This window comes from Streptomyces sp. NPDC018045 (assembly GCF_044327445.1).
Classification (GTDB): domain Bacteria; phylum Actinomycetota; class Actinomycetes; order Streptomycetales; family Streptomycetaceae; genus Streptomyces.
Genome location: NZ_JBIRFL010000004.1, coordinates 613237 through 630336, shown reverse-complemented (window position 1 = coordinate 630336; position 17100 = coordinate 613237). Strand labels below are relative to the sequence as shown.

Genomic DNA, 17100 nt, shown 5'->3' with positions numbered 1-17100 from the left:
GGTTGATAGGCCAGATATGGAAGCCTGGTAACGGGTGGAGTTGACTGGTACTAATAGGCCGAGGGCTTGTCCTCAGTTGCTCGCGTCCACTGTGTGGTTCCCGGGTTGCGAACAGTCGCAGCGTCGGTTGAACCAAGTTCCACTGTTTCATTCTTTAATTGAAGAGTGTGCTTGTTCGCTAGAACCCGATAGGGTTTCGGTGGCCATTGCGTTAGGGAAACGCCCGGTAACATTTCGAACCCGGAAGCTAAGCCTTTCAGCGCCGATGGTACTGCAGGGGGGACCCTGTGGGAGAGTAGGACGCCGCCGAACAATCTTTGGAGGACCCTTGGTCCCAGCGTTCACGCTGGGGCTGAGGGTCCTTTTTTGTTTGCCCGAAGCGCGCCGAAGTGTTCGGTGCGCGAGAATGTTTGCAGTACCGAAGACAGGAGTCACGTCGATGTCCCCCAACTCTTCCGACGATCGCTCGGAGCGCCGGCCGCAGCGGCGCGAGGGCGATGACCGCGGCGGTTTCCGGCGTGACGACCGCGGTCCGCGCCGGGACGACCGGGGCGGCCGCCCCTCTGGTGGTGGCTTCGGCGGCGGACGCCGGGACGACCGCGGGGGGAGCTTCCGCCGCGACGACCGTGGCCCGCGCCGCGATGACGACCGCGGCGGTCGCCCCGCCGGTGGTGGTTTCGGCGGTGGCCGGGACAACGACCGTGGCGGTTTCCGTCGCGATGACCGGCGTGACGACCGCCCGCGCGGCCCGCGCCGTGACGACGACCGTGGTGGCTTCCCGCGCGACGACCGTGCCCCGCGCCGTGACGACCGCCGTGACGACCGTGGTGGCAGCTTCCGCCGTGACGACCGTGGCCCGCGCCGCGACGACGACCGTGGTGGCCGTCCCACTGGTGGTGGCTTCGGCGATGGCCGGGACGACCGGGGCGGTTTCCGCCGCGATGACCGGCGTGACGACCGTCCCCGTGGCCCGCGCCGCGACGACGACCGTGGCCCCCGCCGCGACAATGACCGCGGTGGCAGCTTCCGTCGCGATGACCGTGCCCCGCGTCGGGATGACGACCGTGGTGGCAGCTTCCGCCGTGACGACCGTGGCCCGCGCCGCGACGATGACCGTGGTGGCTTCCGCCGGGACAACGACCGTGGCGGTTTCCGTCGCGATGACCGTGCCCCGCGTCGGGACGATGACCGTGGTGGCAGCTTCCGCCGCGACGACCGTGCTCCGCGCCGCGATGACGACCGCGGCGGTCGCCCCGCCGGCGGTGGTTTCGGCGGTGGCCGGGACAACGACCGTGGCGGTTTCCGCCGTGATGACCGTGGCCCCCGCCGGGATGACGACCGTGGTGGCAGCTTCCGCCGCGACGACCGCGGCCCGCGCCGCGACGACGACCGTGGTGGCTTCCGCCGGGACAACGACCGTGGTGGCTTCCGCCGTGATGACCGTGCCCCGCGTCGGGATGACGACCGTGGTGGCAGCTTCCGCCGTGACGACCGGGCCCCGCGCCGCGACGACGACCGTGGTGGCCGTCCCTCCGGCGGTGGCTTCGGCGGCGGCCGGGACGACCGTGGCGGCTTCCGCCGCGATGACCGGCGTGACGACCGTGGCCCGCGTCGTGACGGCGACCGTGGTGGCTTCCGCCGGGACGACGACCGTGGCGGGCGGCGTCCGTACGGTGCCGGGCGTGGCCGCGACGACCGCGGTGACCGCGGCGGCTTCCGTGACGACCGCCGGGACGACCGGCGCGACCGGGAGCCGATCAAGCGGCTGCCGATCCCGGACGACGTCACGGGCGAGGAGATCGACAAGGACGTACGGCAGGAGCTGCTGAGCCTGCCGAAGACGCTCGCCGACGACGTCGCCAGGAACCTGGTCATGGTGGCCAAGCTGCTCGACGAGGAGCCGGAGGAGGCGTACGGCTACTCGCGGGTGGCGCTGCGGCTCGCGTCGCGGGTCCCCGCCGTGCGGGAGGCGGCCGGCTTCGCCGCGTACGCCACCGGGAAGTACGGCGAGGCGCTGGCGGAGTTCCGTGCGGCGCGGCGGATGTCCGGCAGCGTGGAGCTGTGGCCCGTGATGGCCGACTGCGAGCGCGGCCTCGGCCGGCCCGAGAAGGCCCTGGCGATGGCTGGTGAGCCCGAGGTGCAGAAGCTGGACCGTGCGGGTCAGGTCGAGATGCGGCTGGTCGCGGCCGGTGCCCGGCGCGACATGGGCCAGGCCGACGCCGCCGTGGTGACGTTGCAGAGTTCCGAGCTGGCGTCGAACGCCGTCCAGCCGTGGACCGCCCGCCTGCGCTACGCGTACGCCGACGCGTTGCTGGAGGTCGGCCGCGAGGACGAGGCGCGCGAGTGGTTCGCCAAGGCGCTGGAGGCCGACCAGGGCGGCACCACGAACGCCTCGGACCGGCTGGCCGAGCTGGACGGCGTGGAGTTCACGGACGCGCTGGAAGACGCGGACGAGGACGACATCGACGCGGACGGGATCGGCGAGGCCGGGGCCGCAGGCAAGATCGAGGACGAGACCGCGGACGTGGCCCCCGAGGCCGCGGACGTGGCCGAGTCCACCGCCCCCGAGCAGCGGAAGGCCTCCAACGGCTCTGACGCCGCCGGCTCCGACGAGGCGGCCACCGAAGGCGGCGCCCCCGCCGAGGCGCCTCGCGAAGGGCGTCCTGAGCAGGGCTGAGGCCACGACGGCCGGCCTGCGTGACGGCACATGAGTGAAGGGCGGGACCCACCGGGTCCCGCCCTTCACTCATGTCTGCGCGAGTGTCACGCTCCGGAGGCCGGCGCGAAGCGGGCGATCGGGTTCTCCAGGGTGCCGATGAGCTGGAGGGCGCCCGCCGGGTCCTGGAGGTCCACCATCTGCTCGTTGTTCCGGAGCTGGAGGCGGTTGAGGCAGGACAGCGCGAACTCGTCCGCGAACATGTCGTACTGCCGGAACTTGTCGGCGAGCTGCGGGTTGGCCTGCTGGTAGGCGGTCACGCAGTCGGCGACCGTACGCCAGAAGGTGTCCTCGTCCAGGACGTCGTGGGTGACGAGGATGCCGCTCAGGAAGCGGAAGAAGCAGTCGAAGACGTCCGTGAAGAGGGAGAGGAGCTTCTTGTCCTCGGGGACGTCGGCGCGGATGCGCTCGACCGCGGGCGGCAGGACCGCGTCCGGGTCCATGACCGCGATCTCCTCGGCGATGTCCTTGAAGATTGCGCGCTGTACGGTGCCGCCCTCGATGACCAGGATGACGTTCTCGCCGTGCGGCATGAAGACCAGGTCGTAGGCGTAGAACGCGTGCAGGACGGGGGTGAGGTAGGCGTCCACGTAGCGGCGCAGCCAGTCCGCCGGTTCCAGGCCGGACTCCTCGATGAGGGCGGCGGCCAGCGAGCCGCCTTCGGGGTCGGTGTGCAGCAGGGAGGCCATGGTGGCGACCCGCTGGCCGGGTTCGAGGGTGGGCACCGGGCTCTCGCGCCACAGGGCGGCGAGCATCTTCAGGTACGGGGAGCCCTTGGCGGTGGCGGCCTCGTACTGGCGGTGGTGGTAGCCGATGGCGGCGCGCTCGCGGATGATCGAGAAGCGGGCGGCCCGGAACGTCTCGTCGCTCGCGATCAGGCCTGCCAGCCAGTCGTTGATGGCCGGGGTGGCCTCCATGTAGGCGGCGGACAGGCCGCGCATGAAGCCCATGTTGAGGACCGACAGCGCCGTCTTGACGTAGTGCTTGGACGGGTCGCTGGTGTTGAAGAACGTCCGGATGGACTGCTGTGCCAGGTACGCGTCGTCGCCGGGGCCGAGGCAGACCAGGTGCTGCTGGGCGACCTCGGCGGCGAAGGTGACGGAGAGCTTGTTCCACCACTGCCAGGGGTGGACGGGGATCAGGTGGTAGTCGGCGAGGTCCAGGCCGAGGTCGCCCAGGGTGGCGGTGAACCGGTCCAGGGTGGCGCCGCCCAGCTCGTCCCGGACCAGCCGGTCGTAGTCCAGGCCCTCGCCCGCGGTGAAGGTGGAGCGGTCGCGGCGCGCGGCCAGCCAGATGAGGTGGACGGGGCTCGCGGCCTCGGGGGCGTACGCGTGGTACTCGTGCACGCCGAAGCCGAGGCGGCCGTTGTTGGCGACGAAGCAGGGGTGGCCCTCGGACATGCCGGTCTCGATGGCCTGGAAGTCCCCCTTCGCCAGCTCGGCGGCGGTCGCGGGCCCGGCGGCCAGCTTGTACGCCGTACCGGAGAGAGTGGAGCTGATCTCCTCCAGGTAGACCGGGAGGATGTCGTCGCTGAGGGCGAGGGTGCGGCGCAGCTCGATGAAGAAGTCGAGGGCGTCCAGGGGGACCTCGGCGCCGTCGCGGCGGCGGGTGATGGCGTCGGCGTCGATGTGCCAGTGGTCCAGGCTCAGCCGGCGGGCGGCGAAGTGGTACTCGACGCGGTCGTCGTCGCTGCGGACGACGTAGTGGCCGTCCTGCGGGAGCCGCTGCGGGGTGAGGAGACGCTCGTGGGCGAACTCCGCCAGCGCCTTGCGTACGAGGAGGCGGTTGGCGCGCGCCCACAGCTCGGGGGTGAGGTGGCGGACGGCGTCGCGGGCCGTGGTCTCGACAGGGGCCGCGGTGGGGTTCAGCATGGGTTTTCTCCTCGGGCGGCCAGGAACTGGTCGCGGGTGCAGGTGCTCAGGTACGCCTCGCCCTTGGGCAGCGTGACGGTGCGGACGATCTCGAAGCCGACGGCCTTGTTCAGGGCGTGCACCGCGGTGTTCTCGGCGGCCGGTTCGACGACGACGCGCTGGTTGCCGGGCTCGGCGAACAACATGTCCATGACGGTGGTGATCACGGCGAGGGTGAAGCCGTGCACCGGGGTGTCGGTCGGCGCGGTCAGGAAGTGCATGCCGATGTCGCCGGGCGCGGCCTGGTGCACCTCGGTGACCTCGCGGTGCGCCGGGTCGTAGCGCTCCATGAGGAAGGCAGGGACGCCGTTGTGCAGGCCGATGAAGGCGTCGTGGTACGGGTCGGCGTCGATGCGCGCGAACTCCGCCTCGACGGCCGCCAGGTCCGCGTCCTGCATCATCCAGAAGACGGCTTTGGGGTGGGTGACCCAGCCGTGCAGCAGCTTCGCGTCGCCGGCCGGGTCGACCGGGCGCAGCGCGAACTCGCCGAGGGAGGCGTGGGTGCGGGTGAAGACGGGCGCGGTCATACGGGCGAGACCTCCACGGGGTGGTGCGGGCCGGCCGGGGCGGCGAACTCCTGGAAGGCGATGGACTTCTCGACCGGGTAGTACTCGCGGCCGAGCAGTTCGCGGATGATGCAGGAGTTGCGGTACGCGGCCATGCCCAGGTCGGGCGTGACGAAGCCGTGGGTGTGCAGTTCGGCGTTCTGCACGAAGATGTCGCGGCCCATGGTGTCGACGCTGTAGTTGCGGGCCACCGCGTAGCGGCCGGACGCGTCCCAGGCGATGCGGTCGGTCAGCGGGGCGAGGAACTTTGGCGTCTCGTACCGGTATCCGGTGGCCAGGACCAGGCCCTGGGTGGCGAGGGTGAAGTCCTGGCCCTGCTCCTCCTGGCGCAGACCCAGGGTGTACGTGCCGGTGGCGGCGTCGTAACCGGCGTCGGTGAGCGCCGTGTTGGTGAGCAGCCGGGTCGGGCAGGGGCCGTGCAGGTTCTTCTGGTAGAGCAGGTCGAAGATCTCGTTGATCAGCTCGGAGTCGATGCCCTTGTAGAGGTTCTTGTGCGAGGCGTTGAGCCGGTCGCGGGTGGCTGCGGGCAGGGCGTGGAAGTAGTCCACGTACTCCGGAGAGGTCATCTCCAGGGTGAGCTTGGTGTATTCGAGCGGGAAGAACCTGGGGGAACGGGTGGCCCAGGTCAGGTGGTAGCCGTGGCTGTCGATGTCCTGGAGGAGGTCGTGGTAGATCTCCGCCGCGCTCTGGCCGCTGCCGACGATGGTGATGGAGTCCTTGGCCTGGAGGGCGGCCTTGGTCTCCAGGTAGTCGGCGTTGTGCAGGAAGTCGCCGCCGAGACCCTGGCACGCTTCGGGGATGTGCGGCGGGGTGCCGGTGCCGAGGACGAGTTTGCGGGCGCGGTAGGTCTTCTTCTCGCCGGTCGGCAGGTGGTCGGCGTGGACGACGTAGACCTGCTCGGCCTCGTCGTACTCGACGGTGGTGACCTGGTGGCCGAAGCGGATGGAGTCCAGTTTGGCGGCGGCCCAGCGGCAGTAGTCGTTGTACTCGGCGCGCAGCGGGTAGAAGCTCTCGCGGATGTAGAAGGAGTACATCCGTCCCGATTCCTTCAGGTAGTTCAGGAAGGAGAACGGGGAGGTCGGGTCGGCGAGGGTGACCAGGTCGGCCATGAAGGGCACCTGGAGGGTGCTGGTCTCCAGCATCATGCCCGGGTGCCAGTCGAAGGACGGCTTGTTGTCCAGGAACAGGCCGTCGAGTTCGTCGATGGGCTCGGTCAGGCAGGCGAGGCCGAGGTTGAAGGGCCCGAGGCCGATGGCGAGGAAGTCGTGAGGGGCGGACACGTGGGGTCTCCGTTTGCGGGGTGTCGGTCGGCCGCGGGGCCGGTCGGCGGGACGGTCAGCTCGCGGCGCTGAGGGCCGGTGCGGGCCGCTCGGCGAGGTAGCGGCCGGCGTGCTCGGCGATCAGGTCGAGGACCGTGGCGATGTCGGCCAGCGTGGTCTCGGGGTTGAGCAGGGTGAATTTCAGGTAGTGGCGGCCGTCGACGACGGTGCCCGCGACGATGGCGTCCCCGGAGGCGAACAGCGCTTCCCGGGCGTGCAGGTTGACCTCGTCGCTCAGCACCGGGTCCCGGTCGTCGGTGTACGGCAGGTAGCGGAAGACCAGGGTGCTGAGCTGGGGTTCGACCACGACATCGAAGCGCGGGTCGTCGTTGAGGAGCTTCCAGGCGTCGGCGGCCCGGTCGATGACCTCGTCGAAGAGTTCGCCGATGCCGTCGGCGCCCATGGTGCGCAGGGTCAGCCACAGTTTGAGGGCGTCGAAGCGGCGGGTGGTCTGGATCGACTTGTCGACCTGGTTGGGGATGCGGCGCTCGGCCATCCGCGCCGGGTTGAGGTAGTCGGCGTGGTACGTGACGTGCCGCAGGGTGGCGTGGTCGCGGACGAGGACGGCGCTGGAGCTGACCGGCTGGAAGAAGGACTTGTGGTAGTCCACCGTCACCGAGTCGGCGCGCTCGATGCCGTCCAGGAGGGCGCGGCGGCGGGAGACCAGCAGGCCGCAGCCGTACGCGGCGTCCACGTGCATCCAGGCGCCGTACCGGGCGCACAGGTCGGCGACCTCGGGCAGCGGGTCGATGCTGCCGAAGTCGGTGGTGCCCGCGGTGGCGACGACCGCCATCGGGATCAGGCCCTCGGCCGCGCAGCGCGCCAGCTCGGCGGCGAGCGCGTCGGCCCGCATCCGCTTGTCCGGGCCGCACGGCACCGCGATCACGGCTTCCGCGCCGAGGCCCAGCAGGGTGGCGGCCTTCTCGATGCTGAAGTGGCCGACCTGGGAGGCGAGGATGCGCAGCCGGGGCAGGAGGTCGGTACGGCGTACCGGGGTTGTGGCGCCCGGGGTGGTTTCGTCCGGGAGGTTCTCGCGGGCCAGGGCCTTGCGGCAGGCCTCGTCCCGGGCCAGCAGCATGGCCTGGAGGTTGGACTGCGTACCGCCGCTGGTGAAGATGCCGTCGGCGCGCTCGCCGAGGCCGATGCGCCGGGCGGTCCAGTCGATCAGGCGGCGTTCGATGAGGGTGCCGCCGGCGCTCTGGTCCCAGGTGTCCAGCGAGGAGTTGACGGCGGAGAGCACCGCCTCGCCGACGAGGGCGGGGATGACCACCGGGCAGTTGAGGTGCGCGAGGTAGCGCGGGTGGTGGAAGTAGACGGCGTCGCGGAGGTAGACCTCTTCGAGTTCGTCCAGTGCGGCGGCCGGGTCGTGCAGCGGCTGTTCGAGGTCGATGCCGGCCACCGTGGGGGAGAGGCCGTCGACCGTGACGCCGGTGAAGGGGCGTTCGGTACGGGATATTTTGTCGGCTATGCGGTCGACGCCTTCGGCGACGGAGCGGCGGTAGTGCTCGGCGGTACCGTCGTTGAGCAGTTGTGACCGGCTGTCCGGCGCCCCGGTGCGTGCGGTGGGCGACGGGTCCTCGGCGGAGTGCGCGAGGAGACTCATGAACGTGTCCTCCCTGATGCGGACTTGCTCACGTGGGGGGATGCGCATGGAACGCCCGCGCCTGGGCAGGAGACCGTCGGCGCAGGGGGAACGGCTCCATCCGCTTACGTGATGAGGTAAGCCTAACCTAACTTGTGTGGCGGGAGGGAAGGGGGTGCCGAGGCATCGGCACGGGACACCCGCGCCGGGTCGCCATCGGGCATCAGGGGGCCATGAGGGGGGCGGAAAGGGGTCGTACGGCCGGGCGGCAGGCTTCGCCGCGGCCGGGCGTCAGACCTCTTCGTCCAGGACGCGCAGTACCAGGCCGGTGGCCGGCTTGGGCCCGAAGGACGTCGATTTACGCGGCATGGTCACCCCGTCCAGCGCGAGTTGGCGCACGGTTTGCTCAAGGACCGGGCGCAGCAGCACGGCCGTACCGCCGTGCTTCGCTGCCTGCTCGACGGCGTCCCCGGCACTGTGCAGATAACCGATCTCGGACGGGTGGTCGCGGATCCGCCACACCTCGTCCAGCAGGACCGAGTGCAGCACGGTGGCGTCCAGCTCCCGCCATGCCGCGGGGCGGTCCCGGCGGATCGACCGGTCGAGCAGCTTCGGGTCGGGGCGGTCCAGCAGGCAGAACCGTTCCGGGCCCGACGTCAGCAGGAAGGCGCTGCCGGGCGTCGCGTCCAGCGCCGCCAGCGCCGTGTCGAGCGGGCCGGCCACCGGCCGGACGCGGAAGGCGTCGCCCAGCCCGGCCAGCGCGTCGTCCAGCGGCAGGTGCGGCAGCACCCGGTGGATGGCGCGCACCTGGAGCGGGTGGCGGGCGGAGTCGACGAGCAGCACCAGACCGCTCGCCCAGGGGCTCGCCGCGCCGCCGGGCTGCTCCTCGCGCAGCCGCTGATAGGTGGCCCAGCGGTGGTGCCCGTCGGCGATCAGGGCGTGCCGTACGGCGAGGTCCTCGTCGACGGCGGCCAGGTCGGCCGGGGCGGTGACGGCCCACAGCCGGTGGGAGAAGCCGTCCTCGGTCGTGGTGGCGAGCAGCGGCGTGGTGCGCACGGTCCGCTCGATGACGCCGGTGGCGCCGTTGTCGGTGCCCTGGCCGACGTAGGACAGCAGCAGCGGCTCGAAGTTGGCGGCGGCCTCGCGCATCAGCGCGGCGCGGTCCTCGACGACCTCGGGGATCACGTCCTCGTGCGGCAGGACGGGGCCGTCGAGGTCGAGCGCGCCGATCAGGCCGCGCTGCAGGAGGCTGCCCTTGCTCTGCTCGTACACGTAGAGGGCGGGCCGGTCGTCGGTCGCCAGGACGCCCTGCGCGCGCCAGCGGCGCAGCGTTTCGGCGGCCTGGAGATGCCGGGTGGCGGGGTCGGGCGCCTGCGGGAGGATGAGCCGCACGATGTTGTACGGGTCGGCCGTTTCGAGGTGGCGCACACCGTCCGGCCGTACGACGACGTCGTACGGCGGAGAGGTGACGGCCGTGAGGCTGCTGACGCGGTCCGGGGCGTAGCGCAGCCCGCGGAAGGGGTGGAGGCGAAGGCCGTCGGTGCTGGTCATTGGGGCATGCTATGCCGCCTTCCGGAGTGCGGGATGATCGGGGGGAAACCGTTGCCCTGCCGGAAATATCGGTAGGCCGGGTTCCGTTTCGCGGGGCCCGCGGACCCATCTGAGTACCTGTGTGCACAAGGAGCGAAACAGCATGAGCGAGCGGGTGCGCAAGCAGCCCGGACGGTGCGAGCGGGCACTGCGGGCGGCGTACGACACGGCGCTGCTGGACCTGGACGGAGTCGTCTACGCCGGCGGCTCGGCGATCGACCACGCCGTCGCGTCGCTCACCACGGCCCGGGACGGCGGTATGCACCTGGCGTACGTGACCAACAACGCCTCCCGGACCCCCGACGCGGTCGCCGGCCAGCTCACCGGCTACGGGCTGCCGACCGCCGCGGCGGACGTCATCACCTCGGCGCAGGCGGCCGCCCGGCTGATCGCCGGGCAGGTGCCCGAAGGCGCGCGGGTGCTGGCGGTCGGCGGCGAGGGCCTGCGGGTGGCGCTGCGCGAGCGCGGGCTGGTGCCGGTGGACTCCGCGGACGACGACCCGGCCGCGGTGGTGCAGGGATTCGACCCGAAACTGGACTGGGAACGGCTGGCGGAGGCCGCGTACGCCGTACAGCGCGGCGTGCCCTGGTTCGCCTCGAACACGGACCTGACGATCCCCAAGGAGCGCGGCATCGCGCCGGGCAACGGCGCCCTGGTGGAGGTCGTACGGACCGCCACCGGCGGCACGCCCCAGGTGGCGGGCAAGCCGGAGACGCCCATGCACCGCGAGACGGTGCTGCGTACCGGCGCGAAGCGGCCGCTGGTGATCGGCGACCGGCTCGACACGGACATCGAGGGCGCCTACAACGGCGGCGTGGACTCGCTGCTGGTGCTGACCGGTGTGACCACCGCCGCCGAACTGCTCGCCGCCCCGCCGCAGCACCGCCCCACGTACGTCGACGCGGACCTGCGCGGCCTGCTCGGCCCGCAGCCGGCGGTGTCCGAGGAGGCGGCGGGCGGCTTCGGGTGCGGTGGCTGGACGGCATCCGTACGCGACAACGTCCTGGCGCTGGACGGTGAGGGCGCGCCGCTGGACGGCCTGCGGGCCCTGTGCGCGGTGGCCTGGACGGCGGCGGGGGACGGCGGTTGCGACGCCGACGCGGCGAAGGCGTTGGCGCGGCTCGGGCTGTGAGGCGGGCGCCGCGACGGGCGGCGTACGAAGAGGGGAGGAGCCCCGCTCGGTGAGCGGGACCCCTCCCCGGGGTGCGCGTACGGACCGTCGTACGCGCACGGTATGGGGCGCGGCCGGGTCGGAGCCGGTGTCATGGCCCGGCCCGGCGCGGGCTCTCAGTCCTCGTCGGTGGCGGCCGCCGTGCCCGCCACGTACTCCGCGAGCAGGTCCTCCTCGCTGGCGCCGCGCCGCCAGTAGCCGGTGAACTTCACGGCCCGGCGGTCGAACCCGCGCTCCCGCACGAGGTGCCGGCGCAGCAGCTTCACGTTGCCCGCCTCGCCCGCGATCCAGGCGTACGGCGTGCCCTCGGGCAGCTCGGCGCTCCGGACCGCTTCGAGCAGCGCGTCCTGCCCGTCCGCCGGCCGCTCGTCGGCCACCAGCCAGGTGATGTCCGCGTCCGCGAAGGTGGGCAGGTCCTGGCGGTCGGCCGCGTGGGCGACGGACAGGAAGACCTTGGCCTGGGTGTGGGGGGAGAGCCAGGCCAGGATGCCGGCCACGGCGGGCAGCGCCGTCTCGTCGCCGGTCAGCAGGATCCAGTCGGTGCCGGGCGGCGGGCGGAAGTCGACACCGCCGTTGTCCTCGACGGCCGGGCCGAGGATCGAGACGCGGTCGCCGGGCAGGGCGGACGCCGCCCAGCGCGAGGCCGGGCCGCCGGCCATGGCGCCCGGGGCGTCCGCGCCGTGCAGCGCGAAGTCCACGTCGATCTCGGCCGGCTCGTGGCGCTGCTCGCGGATGGTGTACGAGCGCATCAGCGGCCGCTCGGCCGGGTCCTGGGCGCGCCAGGCCGGGTACCAGCCGTCGCCCTGGTCGGTGAAGACCGGCGCGGACTGGTGGGCCTGCGGGAGGAACAGTTTGAAACGCTGGTCACGGCCGCCGGAGGCCAGTTCGCCGAGCCGTTCGCCGCCGAAGGTGATCCGGACCATGGAGGGTCCGAGCCGGCGGGTGCGTACGACGTGCACGTCGAAGAAGCGGAACGGGGTGGTGGCGGGTGCGGCGGTCGTGGTCATGCGGAGGAACCTCCCGGAACCGTGACTCGGTGACTGCGGTGGGGACGGGGCGGGGTGCCGTTACCGGCCGGGACGGGTGCCGTCACCGGCCGGTGCGGCGGCCGGCGGGTGTCAGGCGACCTTCTTGGCGTTCTGGATGGCCTTGGTGAGTTCTTCGATGAGCGGGGCGGCGCCCGCGTAGGAGAAGCGCGGCTCGCTGGACCAGCCCGTGACCTGGCCGGCCTTGACGGCGGGCAGCTTGTTCCAGGCGGGCTTGGTGGCCAGGTCCTTGGGCTGGAGGGCGGAGGTGCGGTTGTCGAGCATGAGCACGTCGGCCGGGTACTTGTCGGCGTTCTCCCAGCTCAGGCTCTCGAAGTAGCCGCCCTTGTCCAGGTTGTCGGGGACGATGACGTCCACGCCCAGCGACTTGAAGTACATGATGTCGGAGTTGATGCCGGGGTTGGAGGCGTAGAAGAGGTCGGCGCTGCCGGAGCAGGCGAGCACCCGGACCGGGTTGGACTTGGCGGCCTTGCGCAGCTCGGCCGCGGCCTTCTCGAAGCGGGCCTTGGCGTCGGTGACCTTTTTGGCCTTCAGGTCGGCACCGAGGGACTGCGCCAGCTCGGCGTACCGCTCGATGATCTTCACCAGCGGGACCCGGGCCGAGGTGATGGCCACCGACTCGGCCAGCTTGGTGATCTTGTCCTTGCTCTCCTCCGGCACGAACCACAGGGCGTCCGGCTCGTACATGTTGGTGATCAGCAGGTCGGGGTCGAGGCCCGCGTACTTCTCGACCGCGAACTGGTTGTAGGCGTTGCCGATGATGGTGACGCGGTCCACGTCGATGCCGCCGGCCTGCGGGTCGGGCTTGCCGTTCTTGAGCTTGGTCGGGCCGAAGACGCCGACGACCTGCTGGTCGATGCCGAAGTCGTACAGCGCGGCCGCGGTGCCGGTGAAGGCGACGATGCGCTGCGGCGTGTGGTCCAGGGAGACCTTCTTCTTGCGGTCGTCGGTGAAGGACCAGGCACCGCCCTTGACGTTCCCCTTGGAGCCCGAGTCCTTGCCGCCTCCGCAGGCGGCCAGCAGGGCGCCGATGCCGATGGCGCCACCGGCGGCGAGGACGCCGCGTCGGGACAGGGATACGCTGCGGGGGGTGCTCATGACTGATGTGCTTCTCTCTGGGCTGGGCCTCGGCACGGCCGGCGGGCTTGACGGGACTTCAGCCGGTCGTTCACGGTCTTCGGTACGTTTTCGGTCGGACTTCAGGGCGTACGGCAAAGGGCCGGTAAAAGGCCCTGCGGAACGACTTGATGTCTGATCGTGAGGGTAGGCTAACCTAACTCCCGTGTTGGTTGACAGTCCCCCCGAAGCAGCAAACGCCCCCGCGGCGCCGCGGCGGCGGCAGATCACTCGCTCGGCGGGGCTCGTCGCCTCCGTCGGAGCGCTGGTGGTCGTCACCGCCCTGGGAATCGCCGTAGGCGCGAAACAGGTACCCCTCGACCAGGTGTGGCACGCCCTCTTCCACTACACGGGGGACGACACCGACGTGGTCGTACGGGACGTACGCCTGCCGCGCACCCTCCTCGGCCTGCTGGCCGGCGCGGCCCTGGGGCTGGCCGGCACGGTGATGCAGGCCCTGACCCGCAACCCCCTCGCCGACCCGGGCGTGCTCGGCATCAACGCCGGCGCCTCGGCCGCCGTCGTCTCCGCCATCAGCTTCCTGGGCATCACCTCACTGACCGGATACGTGTGGTTCGCCTTCCTCGGCGCCGCGGTCGTCTCGGTCGCCGTGTACGTGCTCGGCGGCACCCGCAGCGCCACCCCCGTACGGCTCGCCCTGGCCGGCACCGCCCTGTCCGCCGTACTGATCGGCTACATCAACGCGGTCAACCTCCTGGACACCGCGGCGCTGGAACGCATGCGCTTCTGGACCGTCGGCTCGCTGGCCTCCGCCACCACGACCACCGTTCAGGAGGTCGCGCCGTTCCTCCTGGCCGGCGCCGTGCTGGCACTCGCCGTCGGACGCCCCCTGAACGCCATCGCGCTCGGCGACGACCAGGCGCGCGCCCTGGGCGCCAGGCTGACCCGCACCCGGGTGCTGGCGATGATCGCCGTCACCCTGCTGTGCGGCGGCGCGACCGCCGCCTGCGGCCCGATCGTCTACGTCGGCCTGATGGTCCCGCACGTCGTCCGCGCCGTCACCGGCCCCGACCTGCGGTGGATTTTGCCGTACTCCGCGATCCTCTCGCCGGTCCTGCTGCTCGGCGCCGACGTCCTGGGGCGCGTCGTGGCGCGGCCCGGCGAAATTCAGGTCGGCATCGTGACGGCCGTCGTCGGCGGCCCGGTCTTCATCTATCTCGTACGGCGTCGGAGGATGGCCCAACTGTGAGTTCCACCGTCAAGACCGCCCCCGGCCAGGCCGAAGCCGCGCGGAACGGCCGGGCCGTACGGGCGGTGCGCACCGCCGGCGGGCTGTCCGTGCGGCTGGACGTACGGACCCTCGTCGTCGCCGTACTGCTGGCGGCCGTGGCCCTGTTCGCGAGCGTGCTGCTGATCGGCACCGGAGACTTCCCGATGAGCCCGGCGGACGTCCTCGCCACCCTCACCGGTTCCGGCACCACCGCGCAGGAGTTCATCGTCAACGACCTGCGGCTGCCGCGGGTCCTGGTCGGGCTGCTGGTCGGCGCCGCCTTCGGGGTCGCCGGCGCGGTCTTCCAGGCCGTCTCCCGCAACCCGCTCGGCAGCCCCGACGTACTCGGCTTCTCCCAGGGCTCGACGGTCGGCGCGCTGCTCGTCATCGTCTTCTTCCAGGGCGGCACCTTCGCGGTGGCCGCCGGCTCGGTCGTCGGCGGCATCGTCACCGGACTGGCGATCTTCCTGCTGGCCTGGAAGGGCGGCATCCACGGCTACCGCTTCGTGCTCGTGGGCATCGGCGCCGCCGCGATGCTCTACGCGATGGTCCTGTACCTGATGACCAAGGCCAACATCGTCGAGGCGACGCAGGCCGTCACCTGGATGACCGGCACCCTCAGCGGCCGGGACTGGGACCAGGTCCGGCCGCTGGCCGTCGCCTGCGCCGTCCTCATCCCGCTGGCCCTGCTGTACGGACGGCCGCTGCGGATGCTGGAGATGGGCGACGACGCCGCGTACGCGCTGGGCGTCCGCGTCACCCGGGTACGTGTCGTCCTGCTGACGGCGGCCGTGCTGCTGGTCGCCGCGGCGACCGCGGCGGCCGGGCCGATCGCCTTCCTCGCCCTGACCGCGCCGCAGCTCGCCCGCCGGCTCACCCGCTCGCCCGGCCCCAACCTGCTGCCCGCCGCCCTCATGGGGGCCGCCCTCCTGGTCACCGCCGACTGGCTCTCCCAGCAGGTCTTCGGCGCCGACCAGCTCCCGGTGGGCGTGCTCACCGGGGTGCTCGGCGGCGGCTACCTGCTGTGGCTGCTGGCCTCCGAGCGCAAGGCGGGCCGGATATGAGCACGCGGGACGCCGCGCGGCGGCCCGTACCGTCCCCCGCCCCCGCGCCGACGGCCGGGCCGCCCCAGGCCGCCACGGCGCACACCGCCACAAGGAGCAACGCAGTGAGCCGTCTCACGGCCGAGAACGTGACCCTCGCCTACGATCAGCGGGTCATCGCCGAGGACCTCTCGGTGGCCATACCCGACCAGTCCTTCACGGTCATCGTCGGACCGAACGCCTGCGGCAAGTCCACGCTGCTGCGCGCGCTGTCCCGGATGCTCAAGCCGGCCGCCGGCTCGGTGCTGCTGGACGGCGCGGCCATCTCCTCGCTGCCCGCCAAGAAGGTCGCCCGCACCCTCGGGCTGCTGCCGCAGTCCTCCATCGCGCCCGACGGGATCACCGTCGGGGACCTGGTGGCCCGCGGCCGCTACCCGCACCAGGGACTGCTGCGCCAGTGGTCGGGCGAGGACGAGCGGGTCGTACGGGAGTCGATGGACGCGACCGGCGTCGGCGAACTGGCCGAACGCTACGTCGACGAACTCTCCGGCGGACAGCGACAGCGCGTATGGATCGCGATGGCGCTCGCCCAGCAGACGCCGCTGCTCCTGCTGGACGAGCCGACCACCTACCTCGACATCCAGCACCAGATCGAGGTGCTGGACCTCTGCGCCGAACTGCACGAGGAACAGGGCCGCACCCTTGTCGCCGTCCTGCACGACCTCAACCACGCCGCGCGCTACGCCACCCACCTGATCGCGATGCGGGGCGGCGAGATCGTCGCCGAGGGGGCGCCGGAGGAGGTCGTCACGGCCGACCTCGTCGAGCGGGTCTTCGGCCTGAAGTGCCAGGTCATCGACGACCCGGAGACGGGCACGCCGCTGGTGGTCCCGGCGGCGCGCAAGGTACGGACGGCCGCGGGGGCGGTGGCCGGAGCGGGCGCCGGGGCCGGGGTCTGAGAGGCGTACGCGCGCGGGGCCGGTCCGCGGCCACGGTCAGAGCAGCGACCGCAGGCGCAGCAGGTCGCGGAAGCCCGCCTCCAGCTTGATCCGGCCGCTGCCCCACGCCTTGGCGAAGTGCAGCTCGCCGTCGACCATCGCCACCAGGTCGTCGCCGCGCATGGTCAGGCGGATCTGGGCGCGTTCGGGCGGCGGCCCGGGCACGCTGGTGACGCCTTCCAGGGTGCCGTGCGCGAGCCGGCCGGTGAAGGTGACGTCCAGGTCGGTGATCCAGCAGCTCAGCGAGCGGTCGAGCGCGGCCGCGCTGCGGACGTCGCCGTCCGCGGCGGAGAGGTTCTGGGCGAGCCGGCCGAGGGCGGCGCGGCAGTCTTCGAGGGTTGCCATCGAGATCGACGATACGCCGGTACGGGGCGGGTGGGCGGTGGCCCGGTCGGCGGGTGGTTCGAGGTAGCGTCAAGGCATGGAAGAGCCGAAGGAGCCGGCGGCCGGCGAGGTACCGGACGAGCGGGTGCCGGACGGGCCTGGTTCCGGTGGCCCGGACGGCCGGGACGGATCCGAGCGGGGCGGTGCCGGGCCGGACGGACCGGAGCGGGACGGCGCCGAGCCCGCCGGGCCGCGGCCGCTCGGTGTCGTGGTCACGCCCACCGGGGACGCCGCCGTCGACACCCAACTGCGGCGGCTGGCCGACGCCGACCACCTCGCCGCGAGCGGGCACCTCGAAGTGTACGAGGATGTCCACCGGGGACTGCGGGACGCGCTGGCCGCGCTCGACCGGCGCCCCGGGCCCGCCGGCCCGTCCGGCGCGACCCCGTCCCCACAGCCGTCCGCAACGTACGACAACAGGAGCTGAA

Annotated in this window: 15 protein-coding genes and 1 rRNA gene; 8 read left to right on the top strand and 8 right to left on the bottom strand. The window is 72.0% G+C overall.

Annotation, left to right across the window (positions count from 1 at the left end; genetic code table 11):
- Positions 1–195: 195 nt before the first annotated feature.
- The 3 genes from rrf (at position 196) to ACH4EB_RS13660 (ending at position 2677) form a co-directional block, all read left to right on the top strand.
- A 5S ribosomal RNA gene (rrf, locus tag ACH4EB_RS13670) occupies positions 196–312 on the top strand.
- Between the two features lie 206 nt (positions 313–518).
- Complete coding sequence (locus ACH4EB_RS13665; protein ID WP_398347634.1) at positions 519–1829, top strand: hypothetical protein; 1311 nt, start codon at positions 519–521, stop codon at positions 1827–1829.
- The gene (locus tag ACH4EB_RS13660; protein WP_398347632.1) at positions 1757–2677 is read left to right on the top strand and encodes a hypothetical protein; all 921 of its coding nucleotides are present in this window, start codon (positions 1757–1759) and stop codon (positions 2675–2677) included. The genes ACH4EB_RS13665 and ACH4EB_RS13660 overlap by 73 nt, the downstream gene beginning before the upstream one ends.
- Before the next feature lie 86 nt (positions 2678–2763).
- On the opposite strand, the gene ACH4EB_RS13655 is transcribed toward ACH4EB_RS13660, so the two are convergent.
- The 5 genes from ACH4EB_RS13655 to ACH4EB_RS13635 form a co-directional block, all read right to left on the bottom strand.
- Complete coding sequence (locus ACH4EB_RS13655) at positions 2764–4587, bottom strand: IucA/IucC family protein (protein ID WP_398347599.1); 1824 nt, start codon at positions 4585–4587, stop codon at positions 2764–2766.
- Positions 4581–5153, bottom strand: a complete 573-nt coding sequence (locus ACH4EB_RS13650; protein WP_398347598.1) for a GNAT family N-acetyltransferase — start codon at positions 5151–5153, stop codon at positions 4581–4583. Before ACH4EB_RS13650 ends, ACH4EB_RS13655 begins: the two co-directional genes overlap by 7 nt.
- Positions 5150–6472 carry a lysine N(6)-hydroxylase/L-ornithine N(5)-oxygenase family protein gene (locus ACH4EB_RS13645; RefSeq protein ID WP_398347597.1) on the bottom strand — a complete coding sequence of 441 codons (1323 nt, stop codon included), beginning with the start codon at positions 6470–6472 and terminating at the stop codon, positions 5150–5152. Before ACH4EB_RS13645 ends, ACH4EB_RS13650 begins: the two co-directional genes overlap by 4 nt.
- 55 nt (positions 6473–6527) lie before the next feature.
- On the bottom strand, positions 6528–8114 hold the full coding sequence (locus ACH4EB_RS13640; RefSeq protein ID WP_398347596.1) for a pyridoxal phosphate-dependent decarboxylase family protein: 1587 nt from the start codon (positions 8112–8114) through the stop codon (positions 6528–6530).
- Between the two features lie 270 nt (positions 8115–8384).
- Complete coding sequence (locus ACH4EB_RS13635) at positions 8385–9644, bottom strand: DUF1015 family protein (protein ID WP_398347595.1); 1260 nt, start codon at positions 9642–9644, stop codon at positions 8385–8387.
- 142 nt (positions 9645–9786) lie between these two features.
- On the opposite strand from ACH4EB_RS13635, the gene ACH4EB_RS13630 reads away from it, so the two are divergent.
- Positions 9787–10815 carry an HAD-IIA family hydrolase gene (locus ACH4EB_RS13630; protein WP_398347593.1) on the top strand — a complete coding sequence of 343 codons (1029 nt, stop codon included), beginning with the start codon at positions 9787–9789 and terminating at the stop codon, positions 10813–10815.
- A 155-nt stretch (positions 10816–10970) separates the two neighbouring features.
- Here the strand turns inward: ACH4EB_RS13630 and ACH4EB_RS13625 are convergent, their stop codons facing one another.
- The gene (locus ACH4EB_RS13625) at positions 10971–11861 is read right to left on the bottom strand and encodes a siderophore-interacting protein (RefSeq protein ID WP_398347592.1); all 891 of its coding nucleotides are present in this window, start codon (positions 11859–11861) and stop codon (positions 10971–10973) included.
- Positions 11862–11972: 111 nt separating this feature from the next.
- A complete protein-coding gene (locus ACH4EB_RS13620) occupies positions 11973–12998 on the bottom strand; it encodes an ABC transporter substrate-binding protein (protein WP_398347591.1) in 1026 nt (341 codons plus the stop codon).
- Positions 12999–13182: 184 nt separating this feature from the next.
- Between ACH4EB_RS13620 and ACH4EB_RS13615 the strand changes: the two genes are divergently transcribed.
- The 3 genes from ACH4EB_RS13615 (at position 13183) to ACH4EB_RS13605 (ending at position 16249) form a co-directional block, all read left to right on the top strand.
- A complete protein-coding gene (locus ACH4EB_RS13615; protein WP_398347590.1) occupies positions 13183–14226 on the top strand; it encodes a FecCD family ABC transporter permease in 1044 nt (347 codons plus the stop codon).
- Entirely contained in the window at positions 14223–15311 is a 1089-nt protein-coding gene (locus tag ACH4EB_RS13610; RefSeq protein WP_398347589.1) for a FecCD family ABC transporter permease, read from the top strand. Before ACH4EB_RS13615 ends, ACH4EB_RS13610 begins: the two co-directional genes overlap by 4 nt.
- Positions 15312–15415: 104 nt before the next feature.
- Positions 15416–16249, top strand: a complete 834-nt coding sequence (locus tag ACH4EB_RS13605) for an ABC transporter ATP-binding protein (protein WP_398347588.1) — start codon at positions 15416–15418, stop codon at positions 16247–16249.
- Between the two features lie 36 nt (positions 16250–16285).
- Here the strand turns inward: ACH4EB_RS13605 and ACH4EB_RS13600 are convergent, their stop codons facing one another.
- The gene (locus ACH4EB_RS13600; protein WP_398347587.1) at positions 16286–16633 is read right to left on the bottom strand and encodes a sterol-binding protein; all 348 of its coding nucleotides are present in this window, start codon (positions 16631–16633) and stop codon (positions 16286–16288) included.
- 76 nt (positions 16634–16709) lie between these two features.
- On the opposite strand from ACH4EB_RS13600, the gene ACH4EB_RS13595 reads away from it, so the two are divergent.
- Positions 16710–17099: a hypothetical protein gene (locus tag ACH4EB_RS13595; RefSeq protein ID WP_398347586.1), complete on the top strand. Its 390-nt coding sequence runs from the start codon at positions 16710–16712 to the stop codon at positions 17097–17099.
- The last annotated feature ends 1 nt before the right edge of the window (position 17100 follow it).

Bases quoted from the DNA above. Each gene is read 5' to 3' on its own strand.
- ACH4EB_RS13595 (WP_398347586.1), top strand. From the start codon at position 16,710: ATGGAAGAGCCGAAGGAGCCGGCGGCCGGCGAGGTACCGGACGAGCGG.
- ACH4EB_RS13655 (WP_398347599.1), bottom strand. From the start codon at position 4,587: ATGCTGAACCCCACCGCGGCCCCTGTCGAGACCACGGCCCGCGACGCC.
- ACH4EB_RS13630 (WP_398347593.1), top strand. From the start codon at position 9,787: ATGAGCGAGCGGGTGCGCAAGCAGCCCGGACGGTGCGAGCGGGCACTG.
- ACH4EB_RS13635 (WP_398347595.1), bottom strand. From the start codon at position 9,644: ATGACCAGCACCGACGGCCTTCGCCTCCACCCCTTCCGCGGGCTGCGC.
- ACH4EB_RS13600 (WP_398347587.1), bottom strand. From the start codon at position 16,633: ATGGCAACCCTCGAAGACTGCCGCGCCGCCCTCGGCCGGCTCGCCCAG.
- ACH4EB_RS13625 (WP_398347592.1), bottom strand. From the start codon at position 11,861: ATGACCACGACCGCCGCACCCGCCACCACCCCGTTCCGCTTCTTCGAC.
- ACH4EB_RS13640 (WP_398347596.1), bottom strand. From the start codon at position 8,114: ATGAGTCTCCTCGCGCACTCCGCCGAGGACCCGTCGCCCACCGCACGC.
- ACH4EB_RS13650 (WP_398347598.1), bottom strand. From the start codon at position 5,153: ATGACCGCGCCCGTCTTCACCCGCACCCACGCCTCCCTCGGCGAGTTC.
- ACH4EB_RS13620 (WP_398347591.1), bottom strand. From the start codon at position 12,998: ATGAGCACCCCCCGCAGCGTATCCCTGTCCCGACGCGGCGTCCTCGCC.